Origin of the sequence: Humibacillus xanthopallidus, assembly GCF_006717145.1 — a bacterium.
Taxonomy (GTDB): domain Bacteria; phylum Actinomycetota; class Actinomycetes; order Actinomycetales; family Dermatophilaceae; genus Humibacillus; species Humibacillus xanthopallidus.
The window spans coordinates 1,482,455-1,500,135 of sequence record NZ_VFQF01000001.1; the positions used below are offsets into that span (position 1 = coordinate 1,482,455).

At 67.8% G+C, this 17,681-nt stretch carries 12 protein-coding genes and 3 rRNA genes; 1 reads left to right on the top strand and 14 read right to left on the bottom strand.

The features are described 5' to 3' along the window. Positions 1 to 5: 5 nt before the first annotated feature. On the bottom strand, positions 6 to 914 hold the full coding sequence (locus tag FHX52_RS06640; RefSeq protein WP_141822073.1) for a LysR family transcriptional regulator: 909 nt from the start codon (positions 912 to 914) through the stop codon (positions 6 to 8). A gap of 73 nt (positions 915 to 987) precedes the next feature. Here FHX52_RS06640 and FHX52_RS06645 point away from each other — a divergent pair, with 73 nt between their 5' ends. Then, positions 988 to 1,953, top strand: coding sequence for an EamA family transporter (locus FHX52_RS06645; protein ID WP_141821003.1), 966 nt, complete (start codon positions 988 to 990; stop codon positions 1,951 to 1,953). On the opposite strand, the gene FHX52_RS06650 is transcribed toward FHX52_RS06645, so the two are convergent. The 13 genes from FHX52_RS06650 to FHX52_RS06705 all read right to left on the bottom strand — a co-directional run bounded on the left by FHX52_RS06650 (position 1,855) and on the right by FHX52_RS06705 (position 17,469). Then, entirely contained in the window at positions 1,855 to 2,283 is a 429-nt protein-coding gene (locus FHX52_RS06650; protein ID WP_141821005.1) for a YchJ family protein, read from the bottom strand. The two genes, FHX52_RS06645 and FHX52_RS06650, sit on opposite strands and share 99 nt — an antisense overlap. Further along, entirely contained in the window at positions 2,280 to 2,957 is a 678-nt protein-coding gene (locus FHX52_RS06655) for an NUDIX domain-containing protein (RefSeq protein ID WP_141821007.1), read from the bottom strand. The genes FHX52_RS06650 and FHX52_RS06655 overlap by 4 nt, the downstream gene beginning before the upstream one ends. Positions 2,958 to 2,961: 4 nt before the next feature. Further along, positions 2,962 to 4,722, bottom strand: coding sequence for a CTP synthase (locus tag FHX52_RS06660; protein WP_141821009.1), 1,761 nt, complete (start codon positions 4,720 to 4,722; stop codon positions 2,962 to 2,964). Between the two features lie 167 nt (positions 4,723 to 4,889). Next, a complete protein-coding gene (locus FHX52_RS06665) occupies positions 4,890 to 6,779 on the bottom strand; it encodes a DNA repair protein RecN (protein ID WP_221630509.1) in 1,890 nt (629 codons plus the stop codon). Positions 6,780 to 6,788: 9 nt separating this feature from the next. Continuing rightward, positions 6,789 to 7,772 carry an NAD kinase gene (locus tag FHX52_RS06670; protein ID WP_141821011.1) on the bottom strand — a complete coding sequence of 328 codons (984 nt, stop codon included), beginning with the start codon at positions 7,770 to 7,772 and terminating at the stop codon, positions 6,789 to 6,791. Beyond that, on the bottom strand, positions 7,769 to 8,569 hold the full coding sequence (locus FHX52_RS06675) for a TlyA family RNA methyltransferase (RefSeq protein WP_141821013.1): 801 nt from the start codon (positions 8,567 to 8,569) through the stop codon (positions 7,769 to 7,771). The genes FHX52_RS06670 and FHX52_RS06675 overlap by 4 nt, the downstream gene beginning before the upstream one ends. Beyond that, entirely contained in the window at positions 8,566 to 8,904 is a 339-nt protein-coding gene (locus FHX52_RS06680; protein WP_141821015.1) for a hypothetical protein, read from the bottom strand. The genes FHX52_RS06675 and FHX52_RS06680 overlap by 4 nt, the downstream gene beginning before the upstream one ends. Before the next feature lie 33 nt (positions 8,905 to 8,937). Continuing rightward, a complete protein-coding gene (locus tag FHX52_RS06685; protein ID WP_141821017.1) occupies positions 8,938 to 10,053 on the bottom strand; it encodes an HAD-IIA family hydrolase in 1,116 nt (371 codons plus the stop codon). A 13-nt stretch (positions 10,054 to 10,066) separates the two neighbouring features. Then, positions 10,067 to 10,915, bottom strand: a complete 849-nt coding sequence (locus FHX52_RS24095; protein ID WP_246069645.1) for a tetratricopeptide repeat protein — start codon at positions 10,913 to 10,915, stop codon at positions 10,067 to 10,069. Positions 10,916 to 10,986: 71 nt separating this feature from the next. Next, positions 10,987 to 11,898 carry a hypothetical protein gene (locus FHX52_RS24100; protein WP_221630576.1) on the bottom strand — a complete coding sequence of 304 codons (912 nt, stop codon included), beginning with the start codon at positions 11,896 to 11,898 and terminating at the stop codon, positions 10,987 to 10,989. 246 nt (positions 11,899 to 12,144) lie between these two features. Beyond that, positions 12,145 to 12,261, bottom strand: a 5S ribosomal RNA gene (rrf, locus tag FHX52_RS06695). A 144-nt stretch (positions 12,262 to 12,405) separates the two neighbouring features. After that, positions 12,406 to 15,536: ribosomal RNA gene (locus FHX52_RS06700) — 23S ribosomal RNA — on the bottom strand. A gap of 406 nt (positions 15,537 to 15,942) precedes the next feature. Then, positions 15,943 to 17,469: ribosomal RNA gene (locus tag FHX52_RS06705) — 16S ribosomal RNA — on the bottom strand. The 16S, 23S and 5S rRNA genes sit together here, the layout of an rRNA operon. Positions 17,470 to 17,681: the final 212 nt, after the last annotated feature.

The window sequence follows — 17,681 nt, forward strand, 5'->3', positions numbered from 1 at the left end:
TTCCGTCAGGTGAGATCTCGAGAGCCCTCTGCTGCAAGGGCGTCCACGGCCGACAGCAGGGCAGGACGGTCGGACATCGTCCGGCGCCACACGAGACTCACCGTGCGCTCGGAGACGGGGTCGACGATCGGCACCGCAACCACCGGGGCCGGCAGCGGTCCCCTCCCCAGCCGGGGCACGAGCGCGATCGCCTCACCCTGACCCACGAGGGCGATGTGCGTGGCGAACTCCATCGCGACGTGGACGATGCGGGGCGCCCTGCCGATGTCCGAGCACATCCTCAGGAGCCACTGGTGGCAGATCGAGCCGGGCGCCACGCTCACCCAGCCGGCATCGACGACGTCGTGCACCGTGACGCTGGCCCTCGTCGCGAGCGGGTGGTCCCGGTGCACGAGCACGTCGGCCCGGTCGCGGCCGAGGTGGCGCACCTCGAGGTGGTCGGGGATGGCGAGCGGCAGCGGCTCCCAGTTGTGCACGAGGGCGAGATCGTGCGAGCCGGACGCGACGGCATCGACGGCCTCCCACGGGTCGATCTCGTCGGGACGCAGCACGACGTCCGGCGCAGCCTCGCGCAGCCGGGCGAGAGCCCCGACGACGATCCCGCGGTAGGCCGTCGCGAAGGTCGCGAGGCGGACGGTGCCGACCACCTCGCCGCTCGCGCCGAGGACTCGTGACTCGAGCAGCTCCATCTGGGCGAGGAGGTCGCGGGCCGACTCGGTCAGGGTGCGGCCGGCCTCGGTCAGCAGGACGCCTCGCCCCTGCCGCTCGAGCAGGGCCGCCCCGGTCTGCGCTTCGAGACGTTTGATCTGCTGCGACACGGCGCTCGGGGTGTAGTCGAGGGCCGCCGCCGCGGCACCCACCGAGCCGTGCCGCTCGACCGCGACGAGGGAGCGCAGCGCCACCGGATCGATCATGAAGCGATGCTACACAGTAGGGGCCATTATTGTTTGATGGACCTGCACGGTCTCGACCCTCGACGATGGGCGCATGCGCTCGCGTGACTCCGCCCTGGCCGTCCTCGTCGCCCTGATCTGGGGCACGAACTTCGTCGCGATCCGGACCGGCCTCGACTCGATGCCGCCGATGCTCTTTCTCGCGGTGCGCTTCGTCGTCGTGTGCGTGCCGGCGGTCTTCCTCGTCCGGCGGCCTGCGCTGCCCTGGCGCGACCTCGCCCTCATCGGGCTCTTCACGAGCCTCGGCCAGTTCGCGCTCATGTACCTCGCCCTTCACCTCGGCATGCCGCCGGGCCTGTCGTCACTCGTGCTCCAGGCACAGGTGCTCCTGACCGTGGTCATCGCGGCCCTGTGGCTGCGCGAGCGGCCCTCCGTGCCGCAGCGGCTCGGCGTTGCCGTCGGCGGTGCCGGCCTCGTGACGATCGCGGTCGGGCGTGGCCTGTCGGCGCCCGTGCTGCCCCTCGTCGTGCTCGTGCTGGCGGCCGTGTCGTGGGCGGTCGGCAACGTGCTGACCCGTCGCGCCGGGGCGCTGACGGGCCCGGGAGCCGGGCTCGGGGTGACGGTCTGGTCCGGCCTCGTCGTGCCGCTCCCCGCGCTCGTGCTCTCGCTCGCGATCGAGGGACCGGATGCCGTCGGCACGGCCCTCACGCATCTCCAGTGGTCGGCGGTGCTGTCGACGGCTTACACCGCCTACCTCTCGTCGCTGCTCGGCTACGGCATCTGGAACACGCTGCTCAGCCGTCACCCCGTCGCGAGGGTGACCCCCTTCGCGATGCTCGTGCCCGTCTTCGGGATGGCGGCCGCGGCCGTCGCCTTCGGTGAGCGGCCCACGGTCCTCGAGGCGGCCGGTGGCGCAGTCCTGCTCGCCGGCGTCGGGGTCGCGGTGCTGCGACCGCGTCGCTCAGCCGACGTCGCCGTCGACGTAGAGCCAGCGACCGGCCCTGCGGCCGAACCTGCTGACCTCGTGCAGCTCGCCGGTGCGCGCCCCCCGGCCGGCTGACGGCTCGCGCCAGCGTGCGACGAACTCGACGACACCCGTCTCGTCGTCCTCGCCGCCACCCTCGACGCGCAGCACGGTGAGGCCCGTCCACGTCGTCGCCGGGTCGGGCGTCACCCGCTCGGGCCGCGTCGCGGGGTGCCACGTGCGCCACCCGTGGAGGGCCTCCCCGACGGCGTATGCCGTGTAGCGCGACCGCATGAGCTGCTCGGCCGTGGACGCGAGACGTTCGCCCGCGACGAGCGGGCCGCAGCACGCGGCATACGGGAGCGTGCTGTCGCAGGGGCAGAGCTCCCCCTCCGGGACGACGCGACTCCCGCCCCCGAGCGTCACGACTGGTGGGTGCGCTGGGCCTCGCGTGCCGGCCACGGTGCGTCGTGCGGACGCAGCGTCGACCAGTCCCGTGCCCGGGACAGCTGGGCGCTGAGCAGGCCCACGAGAGTGGCCGAGTTGCTGATCTGGCCGGCGAGCGCCGCGTCGACGGCGTCGTCGAGCGGGACCCAGAGCGGCCGGAGGGTCAGCTCCTCCGCGGTGCGCTGGTGCGCCTCGTGCGGCGGCACGTCCCGAAGGTCGCGCGCGAGGAAGACCCGGACCGTCTCGGGGAAGGCGCCCGGCGAGGTGACGTCGTCGGCGAGGACGTGCCACTGCTGCGCGACGAGGTCGACCTCCTCGGCGAGCTCGCGTGCCGCGGCCTCCCACGGCGGCTCGCCGTCGACGTCGAGCAGGCCCGCCGGCAGCTCCCACACGTGGGCACCGCAGGCGTGACGGTACTGCCGGATGAGCAGCGCCTGGTCGATGCCGTCGACCGTGCGCAGGGCCAGCACGGCCACGGCGCCCGGATGGGTGACGAGGTCGCGCGTGACGACGCCGCCCTCGCCGAGGTCGACGCGGTCGCGTCGCACGTCGAAGATGATGCCCGCGAAGGGCGTCGACGACTCGAGCACCGGTTCGCTGCGCCAGACCTCGACGAGGTCGGCCGCCGTGCCGGTGGGGGCGGTGAGGCTCACGCGGTCAGGCCGGCTCGCCGGAGGCCGAGACGGAGGCCAGGGCGTCGTGCTCGTGCGTCTCGGCTCCGATGCCCCCCTCGCTCTCCGCCTGCAGGGCGTGCTGGCGCTCGACCTCGACGAGCCGACCTGCCCGCTGACGCTCGAGCGCTGCCCCGATGAGGCCGGCGAAGAGCGGGTGAGCGCGGTTGGGGCGCGAGAGGAACTCCGGGTGGGCCTGCGTCGAGACGTAGTAGGGGTGGGTCTCGCGCGGCAGCTCGACGAACTCGACGAGGTTGCCGTCGGGCGAGGTGCCGGAGAAGACGAGACCGGCGGCCTCGAGGTCGCCGCGGTAGGCGTTGTTGACCTCGTAGCGGTGGCGGTGGCGCTCCTTGACCTCGGCCTGGCCGTAGGTCTCACGCACAACGCTGCCCTCCTTGAGCGACGCCGGGTAGAGACCGAGGCGCATCGTGCCGCCGAGGTCGCCGGCTCCCTCGACGAACGCCTTCTGCTCCTCCATCGTCGCGATGACGGGGTGGGAGGTCTCGGGGTCGAACTCCGTCGAGCTCGCGTCGCCGATGCCGAGCACCGAGCGGGCGTACTCGATGACCATGCACTGCAGGCCGAGGCAGATGCCGAGCGTGGGCACCTGCTTCTCACGGGCCCACGTCAGCGCGCCGAGCTTGCCCTCGATGCCGCGCACCCCGAAGCCGCCCGGCACGAGGATCGCGTCGACGCCGCCGAGGGCCCGCTGGGCGCCCGCCGGGGTCTGGCACTCGTCGCTGGCGACCCACCGGATGCGCACCCGTGCGTCGTGGTGGAAGCCGCCGGCGCGCAGGGCCTCGGTCACGGAGAGGTACGCGTCGGGCAGGTCGATGTACTTGCCCACGAGGGCGACCTCGACGTCGTGCTCGGGGTCGTGCACGCGCTGCAGGAGCTGGTCCCACTCGGTCCAGTCGACGTCGCGGAAGCCGAGGCCGAGGCGCCGGATCACATAGGCGTCGAGGCCCTCACGGTGGAGCACCTTGGGGATGTCGTAGATGCTCGGCGCGTCGACGGCAGCTGCGACGGCCTCGACGTCGACGTCGCACATGAGCGAGATCTTGCGCTTGATCGGCTCGGGGATCTCACGGTCGGCCCGCAGCACGAGACCGTCGGGCTGGATGCCGACCTGGCGCAGGGCGGCGACCGAGTGCTGGGTCGGCTTCGTCTTGAGCTCACCGCTCGGGGCGAGGTAGGGCACGAGCGACACGTGGAGGAAGAAGCTGTTGTCGCGCCCGATGAGGTGGCGCACCTGACGAGCCGCCTCGAGGAAGGGCAGCGACTCGATGTCGCCGACCGTGCCTCCGATCTCGGTGATGATGACGTCGGGGGCGTCGGGCGTGCCGGTGGCGAGGGCCCGCATGCGCGAGACGATCTCGTTGGTGATGTGCGGGATGACCTGCACCGTGTCACCGAGGTACTCGCCGCGGCGCTCCCTGGCGATGACGTTGTTGTAGACCTGACCCGTCGTGACGTTGGCGCTGCCGACGAGGTTGACGTCGAGGAAGCGCTCGTAGTGACCGATGTCGAGGTCGGTCTCGGCGCCGTCGTCGGTGACGAAGACCTCACCGTGCTGGAACGGGTTCATCGTGCCGGGATCGACGTTGATGTAGGGGTCGAGCTTCTGCATCGTGACCCGCAGGCCCCGCGATCGCAGAAGTCGTCCGAGGCTCGAGGCGGTGAGCCCCTTGCCGAGCGAAGAGGCGACGCCCCCGGTCACAAAGATGTGCTTCGTCGTATCCACCACGGGCTTTGAGTCTACGTCACGCGCAGGGGGTCGGGGTGCAGCATCCCAATCGCTGGCGCGTCCCGCGCTGAGGCGGTCGGCTCGCGGGGCTTAGGACGACCCTGCGGGCGCTCGGGCTGGGGCTGCGGGCGCGCTCGGGCTGGGGCTGGGGCTGTGGACCGACAGGGCTAGGCCGCAGGGCCGCGCGCGGCACCCGCGCGAGCCCGCTTGGCCCGCGGGGCCTTGGCCGTGGCAGTGACGCGCCCGGCTCGCACTGCGGCGGTCTGGTCGACGAGGTCGCTCGCGTGGGCGAGCCCGGCCTCGGAGTCGGGGTCGCCGCCCATCATCCGCGAGAGCTCGCGCAGGCGCTCCTCCCCCGCCACGACGCTGACGCTGCTCGAGGTGACCCGTCCGTCGTCTGCCTTGTGCACGACGAGGTGGCGGTCGGCGAAGGCGGCCACCTGCGCGAGGTGGGTCACGACGATGACCTGCGAGTGCTCGGCGAGCGCGGCCAGGCGAGCCCCCACGTCGAGCGCCGCGCGACCACCGACGCCGGCGTCGACCTCGTCGAACACGAAGGTCGGCGGACTCGTGCGCTCGGCCCGTGCGCCACGGCCAGCCCGACGGGACGAAGCCGGGTCGGCTCCGCCGTTGCCCTCGAGCGCCCCACGGTCGGCGCCGACGACCTCGAGGGCGAGCATCACTCGGGACAGCTCACCGCCCGAGGCGGCCTTGGCGACGGTGCGCGGCGGCGCGCCACGGTTGGCGGCGAGCAGGATCTCGACCTCGTCGATCCCCAACCGCGACAGGCGAACTCGCTCACCGTCGGGCAGGGCGACACCCTCGGGGTCGAGGCGGTGGCGAACGTCGACCTCGACGACGGCACTGCCCATGGCGAGGTGCGAGAGCTCCTCGGAGACGCGAGCCCCGAAGTCGGCGGCGGCGAGGCGGCGCATCTGCGAGAGCTCGATCGACGCGGCGACGAGCTCGTCGCGCAGCTGCGCGACCTCCGCCTCGAGAGCGGTGACGCGGTCGTCGGCCCGCACGAGCGTGTCGAGCCGCGCGGCAGCGCGACCCGACCAGTCGAGGACCTCGTCGACCGTCTCGCCGTACTTGCGCGTGAGCCCCGCGAGGGTCGCCCGGCGCTCCTGGACGTAGCCGAGCCGACCGGGGTCGATCTCGATGTCGTCGAGGTAGGCCGTGAGGTCGGCGGCCAGCTCGCCGACGAGGGTGCCGACCTCGTGGAGCCGCTCGTCGAGACTGCGCAGGGCCTCGTCGTGCAGCGCGCCGGGGGCCAGCGCCGAACGTGCCGAGCCGATGAGGTCACGGGCACTGCTGACGGGCTCACCGGCATACTCGTCGCCGGAGAGGTCGGAGAGCGCCTGGCTCGCTGCGAGCCGAAGCGTGTCGGCGTGGGCGAGCCGCTCGTCCTCGGCGCGCAGGGCGAGGTCCTCACCGGGCTGCGGGTTGACGGCCTCGATCTCCTCGAGGGAGGCCGTCAGCGAGTCGATCTCACGGGCCCGTTCGCGAGCCTCCGCGACGAGGCGGGCGTGCTCGCGGTCGGCGGCCCGCCACGTCTCGTAGAGCTCGCCGACGGTGTCGCGCCGGCTCGCGAGCTCGCGCCCGCCGAAGTCGTCGAGCACCTCGCGGTGGGCATCGCCCTGGCGCAGGCGCCACTGGTCGGCCTGGCCGTGCACGGCCACGAGCATCTCGCCGAGCTCGGCGAGCACTCCGACGGGCGCGGTGCGCCCGCCGACATGGGCACGAGAACGGCCTGCGGCAGCGATGCTGCGAGCGATCACGAGCTCTCCCTCGTCGTGCTCGGCGCCCGCCTCCGCGGCGCGCACGAGGGCGGGGTGGCCGAGGGGCAGCTGGACGACACCCTCGACGAGTGCGGAGTCGGAGCCGGTGCGCACGAGGCTCGAGTCGGCTCGCTCGCCGAGCAGCAGGCCGAGGCCCGACACGACCATCGTCTTGCCGGCGCCGGTCTCGCCCGTGAGCACGTTGAGCCCCGGGCTCAGCTCGAGCAGGGCGTCGTCGATGACACCGACGCCCCGGATCCTCATCTGGCTGAACACGGGTCCACCTTAGGGTCGGGCACCTGCAGCGTGGCTCGCGTCGTCCCCTGCCACGCCGGTATGCCGTCCGGCTGGCTGCCCGGGAGCGGTCACCGGGTGGCCGTTGCCCCGCCAGCCGGCGACCGACAGGTCGAACTTCGCGACGAGACGGTCCGTGAACGGGGCTCGGGTGAGGCGGGCCAGGCGGATGGGCCGGGTGCCGCGGCGGACCTCGATGCGAGCGCCCGGCGGCAGGTCGACGTGTCGCCGCCCGTCGCACCACATGACGCCGGAGCCCTCGTTGGCGGCCTTGATCTCGACGGCGAGGTGGCTGTCGGGCCCGAGGACGAGCGGGCGGGAGAAGAGGGCGTGGGCGGCACTGGGCACGACGAGGATGGCCTCGACCTGCGGCCAGACGACGGGGCCACCCGCCGAGAAGGCGTAGGCCGTCGACCCGGTCGGCGTGGCGACGATGACCCCGTCGCAGCCCCACGTCGACAGTGGCCGGGCGTCCACCTCGAGCGTGACCTCGAGCATCCGCTCGCGAGCGGCCTTCTCGACACTCACCTCGTTGAGCGCCCAGCTGCTGGCGATGAGCTCGCCGTCGAGCTTGGCGTCGACGTGGAGCGTCATGCGCTCCTCGACGGCGTAGTCGCTGCGCGCGATGTGGTCGACCGTGGCGTCGAGGTCGTCGCGCTCGGCCTCGGCGAGGAAGCCGACGTGCCCGAGGTTGACCCCCAGCAGGGGTGCGTCGACCCGGCGGGCGAACTCCGCCCCCCGAAGGATCGTGCCGTCGCCGCCGAGGACGACGACGAGGTCGCAGCCCTCGGCGGCCTGCTCCTGCACGCGCGCCACGTGGACGCGGGCACTGTCCTTGAGGTCGAGGGCGCGCGCCTCGTCGGCCTGGAGCGACACGTCGATGCCGAGACCCGTCAGGCGCTGGATGACGCCCTTGGCCACGGTGAGGGCCTCGGGTCGACGGGGGTGCGCGACGAGCAGGATGCGGCGACTCACGGATCTCCTCCCAGGTCGATGGCTCCCAGCATGTCATCCGGGTCCGACGGCGTGGCGCCGGGGCCTGCAGGTCTCAGCCACATGAGGAACTCCCGGTTACCCTCTCCCCCGGCGATCGGGCTGGCGATCGCGCCCTGGAGGTCCAGCCCGACGCCGGTCGCGACGTCGACGACGCTCCGCAGGACCCGGCGCCGCTCGTGCACCGAGGTGACCACGCCCGTCCGGCTCAGGCGCTCGCGGCCGACCTCGAACTGCGGCTTGACGAGCACGACGAGGTCGCCGTCGTCACGCACGAGGGCGCGCAACGGGGCGAGGACCACGGTGAGCGAGATGAAGCTGAGGTCGGCCACGACGAGGTCGAAGGGGCCGCCGAGCGCGGCCGCATCGACATCGCGCACGTTCGTGCCCGGCAGGTCGGTCACCCGCGGGTCCGCAGCCACCTCGGCGGCGAGCTGGCCGTGGCCGACGTCGAGCGCCGTGACGTGAGCGGCACCGTGCTCGAGCAGCACCTGGGTGAACCCGCCGGTGCTCGCGCCGACGTCGACGCAGCGCCGGCCCTCGACCGCGACCGGCCAGGTCTCGAGGGCGTGGAGCAACTTGAGCGCGGCGCGACCGACCCACTTCTCCGGTGGCTGGGTGAGCACGATCGAGGCGTCCGCCCCCACGGGCTGGGCCGGCTTCGTCGCGGGCCGCGCTTCGACGAGGACGACGCCGGCGTCGACGAGCTCACGCGCCTGGCCGCGCGACCGGGCAAGGCCCCGCGCCACGAGCTCGGCGTCGAGTCGGCGTGCGGTCACGCGCCACCGAGGTCGCTGAGGCGGCCCTGGAGCACGCGATGGGCGCGCTCACCGGCGTCGATGCGCTCGGCCAGCGACCCGGCCTCCGCTGCCGCGAGCTCGATCATGGCCGCGTCGACGACGGCATCGCCGGTGGTCGGGGCGGTCGGCACGTCTCGTTCACCCGCTCCGGGGTATGCCGGCTCGTCCGTCCCGGCCTCGCCCTGGCTGGCGTCGTGGCTGACACCGTTGGCGTCACCCTCGGGCTGGTCCTCGGGCTGGTCCTCGGGGTCGGGCTGGTCGGCGTGCGGGTCGAGGGGCTCCATCTCGGTCTCCTGGATCGGGCGTGGTTCCACGCAGTCACGCTACCTGCCCGCGGAGACGTCCGGTCACCCGCCGGCGGCTGCGTCCATCAGGTCGTCGAGGACGGCTCCCCCGGCCTGCAGTGCCGACGTGGCCGAGCTGGCCGCCTCGTCACCGGCGCGGTCCGAGGCATCTCCGTCGGCTCGGCGGTCTCGGAGCTCGATCAGGGCGGCGAGGCCCGCGCGCATCGCCTCGATGGGCTCGGCGTCACCTCGCTCGATGGTGAGGACGCCGTCTTCGAGACTGGCGGTGGCGGACGCGCAACGCCAGGTGCCCTCGTGGGGCGACGGGACGGCATACGGCTGCAGGAGCTCGGACAGGGAGGCGATGACGAAGGTGGGGTCGAGGTCTGTGTCGAGCAGCGCGCTGGGGCGGTCGACCCCGGTCAGCACCCAGGCGGAGTCGAGCCCGGCCGCCCGCGCGCCTGCGATGTCGGTGTCGAGGCGGTCACCCACCGCGAGCGTGCGTTGCGGGGCTGTGCCGAGACGGTCGACCGCGAGCTCGTAGAGCGGCGACTGCGGCTTGCCCGCGACCGCAACGGGCTCCTGCCCGGTCGCGGTGCGCAGCAGGTCGACGTAGGCGCCGTTGCCGGGGGCGGTTCCCCACTGGAGCGGCAGCGTCGTGTCACCGTTCGTGACCACCCAGACGGCGCCCTCCTCGATGAGGCGGGCGGCGACCTCGAAGTCGGCGACCGTCAGCTGCCGCCCGAGTCCTTGCAGGACGGCAGTGGCGCCCCGGCTAGCGGCCTCGGAGGGCGCCACGGGTTCCAGACCGGCCCGGGTCAGGGCCCAGGCGACACCTTCACCGCCGAGAGCGAGCACCGGGCTGCCTGCCGCGACGTGCTCGGCGGTGATCGCCGCTCCGGCCTCGGCGCTCGTGACGACGTCGGCGTTGCGCGCCGGAGCTCCGAGGCGCCGAAGGTGCTCGGCGACCTCGGAGGGCACACGGGACGCGTTGTTGGTCGCATAGAGCACGCGGACGCCTCGGGCGGCCATGTCCTGGAGGGCAGTTGGCGCACCGGGCACCTCCCCGTCGCCGCGGTAGACAACGCCGTCGAGGTCGCACACGATCGCGTCGTACGAGGCGATCGGGACGGCGGCCCGGCCGTCGAGCCGATCCGCGACCTCGGGCGTGTCCGTCATCCGAGGCGCCGGCTCAGTGATCGTTGCCGGACGTGAGCTCGTCCTCGTCAGGGTCGTCCTCATCGGAGTCGTCCTCATCGGAGTCGTCCTCATCGGAGTCGTCCTCATCGGAGTCGTCCTCATCGGAGTCGTCCTCATCGGAGTCGTCCTCATCGGAGTCGTCCTCATCGGAGTCGTCCTCATCGGAGTCGACGTCCTCGACCACGTCGCCGGAGACCTCGTCGTCGTCCTCGAGGAGGTCGGTGAGGTCGACGCCGTCCAGCTCGTCGAGGCGCTCCGCCGCGTCGGTCGTGAGCTCGTGGTCGGCGTCCACGGCACGTGAGAACCAGTCGCGGGCGACGTCCACGTGACCCGCGGCCAGCTGTGCGTCCGCGTAGGCGTAGTAGATGCGGGCAGCCGACGGACGGTTGGGGTTGATCCGCTTGACGATGTCACTGAGCCCTGCGACCGCTGCGTCGAGCTGACCGAGGTCGCGGCGGATGCCGGACACGACGATCGCGAGCTCGACCTTGTCGTCGATGGCCAGACCCTCGGCCTCGGGGCTCTGCGCGAGCTCGAGCGCCTTGTCGTGGCGGCCGAGGGCACGCTCGCAGTCAACCATGAGCGGGATGAGGTGGTTGGAGCCGGAGAGGCGGCGCACGGTGCGGAACTCCCCCAGCGCACGGGCCCAGTCCCCGAGCCGGTAGGCGACGAGGCCCAGCGCCTCACGCGCGGCCGGCACACGCCCAGCGCGGCGGACGGCCGTCTCGGCGTGGGCGAGGGCGGCTTCCGGCTCGACGTCGAGCAGCTCGGAAACCATGACGAGGTGCTGTGCGACGCCCTCGGCGTTCTCCTTGGAGAGGGTGCGCAGCTGGCTCTTCACGGCGCGGTCGACCTCGTGGCCCGTGACTCCCTCACGAATTCTGGGCTCGGGCAGGCGGGGCGACTTCGGAGTCAGGCGGCTGCCGCCGACCCGCTCCCCGTCCTGGGGACGGCCCGTGCCACCACGGGGTCGGTCATCGCGCCGCGGACCTCGGTCGTCGCCACGGCTGGAAGAGCGACGGTCGTCGGAGCGGTAGCCGCCGCGGTCGTCACGACCGCCCGAGGGGCGGCGATCGTCTGAGCGGTAGCCGCCGCGGTCGCCAGAGGGACGTGAGTCGTTGGAGCGGTAGCCGCCACGGTCGTCACGACCGCCCGAGGGGCGGCGGTCGTCTGAGCGGTAGCCGCCGCGGTCGCCAGAGGGACGTGAGTCGTTGGAGCGGTAGCCGCCACGGTCGTCACGACCGCCCGAGGGGCGGCGGTCGTCTGAGCGGTAGCCGCCGCGGTCGCCAGAGGGACGTGAGTCGTTGGAGCGGTAGCCGCCACGGTCATCACGGCTGCCCGAGGAGCGGCGATCGTCCGATCGGTAGCCACCACGGTCATCACGGCTGCCCGAGGAGCGGCGGTCATCGGAGCGGTAACCGCCGCGGTCATCACGACCACCCGAGGAGCGGCGATCGTCCGATCGGTAGCCACCACGGTCATCACGGCTGCCCGAGGAGCGGCGGTCATCGGAGCGGTAACCGCCGCGGTCATCACGACCACCCGAGGAGCGGCGGTCATCCGATCGGTAGCCACCACGGTCATCACGACCACCCGAGGAGCGGCGATCATCCGATCGGTAGCCACCACGGTCATCACGACCACCCGAGGAGCGACGATCATCCGATCGGTAGCCACCACGGTCATCACGACCACCCGAGGAGCGGCGGTCATCCGATCGGTAGCCACCACGGTCATCACGACCACCCGAGGAGCGACGGTCATCGGAGCGGTGGCCACCACGGTCATCGGAGCGGGAGCCCCCACGGTCGTCGCGTCGGTCACCCTTGCCAGAGCCGGTCGAACGCGGAGCACCCGACCGCCCCGAGCCGGCACCCGCGTCGCGGTGGGAGCCTCGTCCCTGCCCGTCGCCTCGGTCGTCTCGGCTCTTGTTGCCGTCGTGGTCACTCATGTCTGTATCCTTCCGCGCCGAGCTGTCTCGGCGCCACCTTCACCTGGTCGGCAAACAAAAAGAGAGCGCCCCAGTCGGATCAGTGAAGTTCCGTCTGGGGCGCTCTCGTTTCAAAGTATGTCCGGCTGCGTCCTACTCTCCCACACCGTCACCAGTGCAGTACCATCGGCGCTGAAGGGCTTAGCTTCCGGGTTCGGAATGGAGCCGGGCGTTTCCCCTTCGCTATGGCAGCCGTAACTCTATGGAGATATCAAGGTCGTGGTTGTTCTGCACCACCCCCCATGCTCCCGGCACACAGTGTGTGCGTGGGGTGTGGGGTGGTTTGTTTGCAGGACCCGTTTGTATCTCGGGAACTGCACAGTGGACGCGTAGCATCTTTGTAAGTCAAGTCATCGGCTTATTAGTACCGGTCAGCTCCACACATTACTGTGCTTCCACGTCCGGCCTATCAACCCAGTAGTCTAGCTGGGAGCCTCTCGCCCTCGCGGGCCTGGAAACCTCATCTTGAAACGTGCTTCCCGCTTAGATGCTTTCAGCGGTTATCACTTCCGAACGTAGCTAATCAGCGGTGCCCTTGGCAGGACAACTGACACACCAGTGGTTCGTCCATCCCGGTCCTCTCGTACTAGGGACAGCCTTCCTCAAGTTTCCTACGCGCACAGCGGATAGGGACCGAACTGTCTCACGACGTTCTAAACCCAGCTCGCGTACCGCTTTAATGGGCGAACAGCCCAACCCTTGGGACCTACTCCAGCCCCAGGATGCGACGAGCCGACATCGAGGTGCCAAACCATGCCGTCGATATGGACTCTTGGGCAAGATCAGCCTGTTATCCCCGGGGTACCTTTTATCCGTTGAGCGACGGCGCTTCCACAAGCCACCGCCGGATCACTAGTCCCGACTTTCGTCCCTGCTCGACATGTCTGTCTCACAGTCAAGCTCCCTTGTGCACTTACACTCGAAACCTGATTACCAACCAGGCTGAGGGAACCTTTGGGCGCCTCCGTTACCTTTTAGGAGGCAACCGCCCCAGTTAAACTACCCACCAGGCACTGTCCCTGATCCGGATCACGGACCGAGGTTAGATATCCAGAACGACCAGAGTGGTATTTCAACGTTGACTCCACCATCACTGACGTGACGGCTTCACAGTCTCCCACCTATCCTACACAAGCCGTACCGAACACCAATACCAAGCTGTAGTAAAGGTCCCGGGGTCTTTCCGTCCTGCTGCGCGTAACGAGCATCTTTACTCGTAGTGCAATTTCGCCGAGTTCGTGGTTGAGACAGTGGAGAAGTCGTTACGCCATTCGTGCAGGTCGGAACTTACCCGACAAGGAATTTCGCTACCTTAGGATGGTTATAGTTACCACCGCCGTTTACTGGCGCTTAAGTTCTCAGCTTCGCCGTGAGGCTAACCGGTCCCCTTAACGTTCCAGCACCGGGCAGGCGTCAGTCCGTATACATCGTCTTGCGACTTGGCACGGACCTGTGTTTTTAGTAAACAGTCGCTTCTCCCTGGTCTCTGCGGCCGATCACGCTCGGACAGCAAGTGTCGTCACGATCAGGGCCCCCCTTCTCCCGAAGTTACGGGGGTATTTTGCCGAATTCCTTAACCACGATTCACTCGATCGCCTTGGTATTCTCTACCTAACCACCTGAGTCGGTTTGGGGTACGGGCGGCTCGAACCTCGCTAGAAGTTTTTCTCGGCAGCATAGGATCACCCTCTTCCCGCATTCGCGGTCACTATCAGGTCTCAGGCTTCATGCGGTCCGGATTTGCCTGGACCGCGCCCTACACCCTTGGACGTGGACTACCATCGCCACGCGGAGGCTACCTTCCTGCGTCACTCCATCGCTTGACTACTACAAGGTCGGGTCGTGCGCTCCACACACCCGGTGACCCCGAAGGGTCGATGGGCGTGCTTCAGGCACTTAGCATCACTCGGTTCATCAGGGGCGGTTCTTCGCCGGTTCCGGAATATCAACCGGATGTCCATCGACTACGCCTGTCGGCCTCGCCTTAGGTCCCGACTTACCCAGGGCAGATTAGCTTGACCCTGGAACCCTTGGTTATTCGGCGGACGGGTTTCTCGCCCGTCATTCGCTACTCATGCCTGCATTCTCACTCGTGTGGCCTCCACGGCTGGTTCACACCGCCGCTTCCCTGGCCACACGACGCTCCCCTACCCATCAACACGCCTGGACACCGAACCCGCAGGTGTCGGTGCCGAGCAAATATGTCAATGCCACAGCTTCGGTGGTGTGCTTGAGCCCCGCTACATTGTCGGCGCGGAATCACTTGACCAGTGAGCTATTACGCACTCTTTCAAGGGTGGCTGCTTCTAAGCCAACCTCCTGGTTGTCACAGCAACTCCACATCCTTTCCCACTTAGCACACGCTTAGGGACCTTAGCTGGTGATCTGGGCTGTTTCCCTCTCGACTACGGAGCTTATCCCCCGCAGTCTCACTGCCACGCTCTCACTTACCGGCATTCGGAGTTTGGCTAACGTCAGTAACCTGGTGAGGCCCATCAGCTATCCAGTAGCTCTACCTCCGGCAAGAAACACGTGACGCTGCACCTAAATGCATTTCGGGGAGAACCAGCTATCACGGAGTTTGATTGGCCTTTCACCCCTACCCACAGCTCATCCCCTCAGTTTTCAACCTAAGTGGGTTCGGTCCTCCACGCAGTCTTACCTGCGCTTCAACCTGGCCATGGGTAGATCACTCCGCTTCGGGTCTAGACCCAGCGACTATGGGCGCCCTATTCGGACTCGCTTTCGCTACGGCTTCCCCACACGGGTTAACCTCGCCACTGAGCACTAACTCGCAGGCTCATTCTTCAAAAGGCACGCTGTCACCCCACACGCCCAACGGCGGGAGGCTCCAACGGATTGTAGGCACACGGTTTCAGGATCTATTTCACTCCCCTCCCGGGGTACTTTTCACCTTTCCCTCACGGTACTTGTCCGCTATCGGTCACCAGGGAATATTTAGGCTTAGCAGGTGGTCCTGCCAGATTCACACGGGATTTCTCGGGCCCCGTGCTACTTGGGATACCCACCGGGAGTCCACACCATTTCGTCTACGGGGGTCGCACCCTCTGTGCCGAGCCATTCAATGCTCTTCGACTATGACGCAGATTTCTCACTCCCTGCCGGCCTGTCAGAGCCAGCTGGCGGGTCCCACGACCCCGGACGTGCAACGCCTGACAGCTATCACACACGCCCGGTTTAGCCTCATCCGCTTTCGCTCGCCACTACTCACGGAATCACTGTTGTTTTCTCTTCCTGTGGGTACTGAGATGTTTCACTTCCCCACGTTCCCTCCACACACCCTATATATTCAGGTGCGGGTGACTGGACTTGCCTCCAGCCGGGTTTCCCCATTCGGAAATCCTCGGATCACAGTCTGGTTATCGACTACCCGAGGCTTATCGCAGATTCCTACGTCCTTCTTCGGTTCCTGGTGCCAAGGCATCCACCGTGTGCCCTTAAAAACTTGAACACTACAAAGATGCTCGCGTCCACTGTGAAGTTCTCAACATACAACCGGCACCCCACACCCGAAGCAACCAACGCCACTCCATCGATGAGGCCCACGACCAGAAGAAACCAGCCGGCACACACCACCACCACCACAACACCCCCGTAAGGGGGATCGCGGTGGACAGCCAGTGCGCGTCGCCCGATCCTTCAGGACCCAACAACGTGTCACGGACACCACCCCCACCCGCCACCACGTTCCACTGCCCAGCCGAAGCTGTGACTTGTACTTGTGACGGCGACCAGCGCCGGTGTCCAATAATCGATGTTCCACCCTTGAGCACCCGCTGTCCCACACTCGGGGACAGACCGGGCTCTGGACCACAACCAGGACCACGAAGGACCGGCTGCGGGCAGAAGCTCCTTAGAAAGGAGGTGATCCAGCCGCACCTTCCGGTACGGCTACCTTGTTACGACTTAGTCCCAATCGCCAGTCCCACCTTCGACGGCTCCCCCCACAAGGGTTGGGCCACCGGCTTCGGGTGTTACCGACTTTCGTGACTTGACGGGCGGTGTGTACAAGGCCCGGGAACGTATTCACCGCAGCGTTGCTGATCTGCGATTACTAGCGACTCCGACTTCATGGGGTCGAGTTGCAGACCCCAATCCGAACTGAGACCGGTTTTTTGGGATTCGCTCCACCTTGCGGTATCGCAGCCCTTTGTACCGGCCATTGTAGCATGCGTGAAGCCCAAGACATAAGGGGCATGATGATTTGACGTCATCCCCACCTTCCTCCGAGTTGACCCCGGCAGTCTCCCATGAGTCCCCAACCACCGAAGTGTTGCTGGCAACATGGAACGAGGGTTGCGCTCGTTGCGGGACTTAACCCAACATCTCACGACACGAGCTGACGACAACCATGCACCACCTGTACACCAGTCCGAAGACGCACCCATCTCTGAGTGATTCCGGTGTATGTCAAGCCTTGGTAAGGTTCTTCGCGTTGCATCGAATTAATCCGCATGCTCCGCCGCTTGTGCGGGCCCCCGTCAATTCCTTTGAGTTTTAGCCTTGCGGCCGTACTCCCCAGGCGGGGAACTTAATGCGTTAGCTGCGGCACGGATCTCGTGGAATGAGACCCACACCTAGTTCCCAACGTTTACGGCATGGACTACCAGGGTATCTAATCCTGTTCGCTCCCCATGCTTTCGCTTCTCAGCGTCAGTAGTGGCCCAGAGACCTGCCTTCGCCATCGGTGTTCCTCCTGATATCTGCGCATTCCACCGCTACACCAGGAATTCCAGTCTCCCCTACCACACTCTAGTCTGCCCGTACCCACTGCAAGTCCGGGGTTGAGCCCCGGATTTTCACAGCAGACGCGACAAACCGCCTACAAGCTCTTTACGCCCAATAATTCCGGACAACGCTCGCACCCTACGTATTACCGCGGCTGCTGGCACGTAGTTAGCCGGTGCTTCTTCTGCAGGTACCGTCACTTTCGCTTCTTCCCTGCTGAAAGAGGTTTACAACCCGAAGGCCGTCATCCCTCACGCGGCGTCGCTGCATCAGGCTTCCGCCCATTGTGCAATATTCCCCACTGCTGCCTCCCGTAGGAGTCTGGGCCGTGTCTCAGTCCCAGTGTGGCCGGTCGCCCTCTCAGGCCGGCTACCCGTCGTCGCCTTGGTGAGCCACTACCTCACCAACAAGCTGATAGGCCGCGAGCCCATCCCAGACCGAAAAACTTTCCACCCCCTGCACATGCGTACGAGGGTCATATCCGGTATTAGCTCCGGTTTCCCGGGGTTATCCCAGAGTCTGGGGCAGGTTACTCACGTGTTACTCACCCGTTCGCCACTGATCAGACCAAGCAAGCTTGATCGTCACCGTTCGACTTGCATGTGTTAAGCACGCCGCCAGCGTTCGTCCTGAGCCAGGATCAAACTCTCCGTTGATGTTCAAACACCCACCACCCCGAAACGAGGCGACAGGCAAAAACATTTGAACCCATGAAGGGCCCGAAACCCAGCTGAAGTCGAACAACCAGCTCAAAAAGAACTAGGTCATTCAGTTACAACCAAAGGATAATTCGCCCAGAACACCACACAACCACCCAAACGAGTGACCATGCCGCGCCCCAGAACGAGGTAATTGGCATCGATTATCT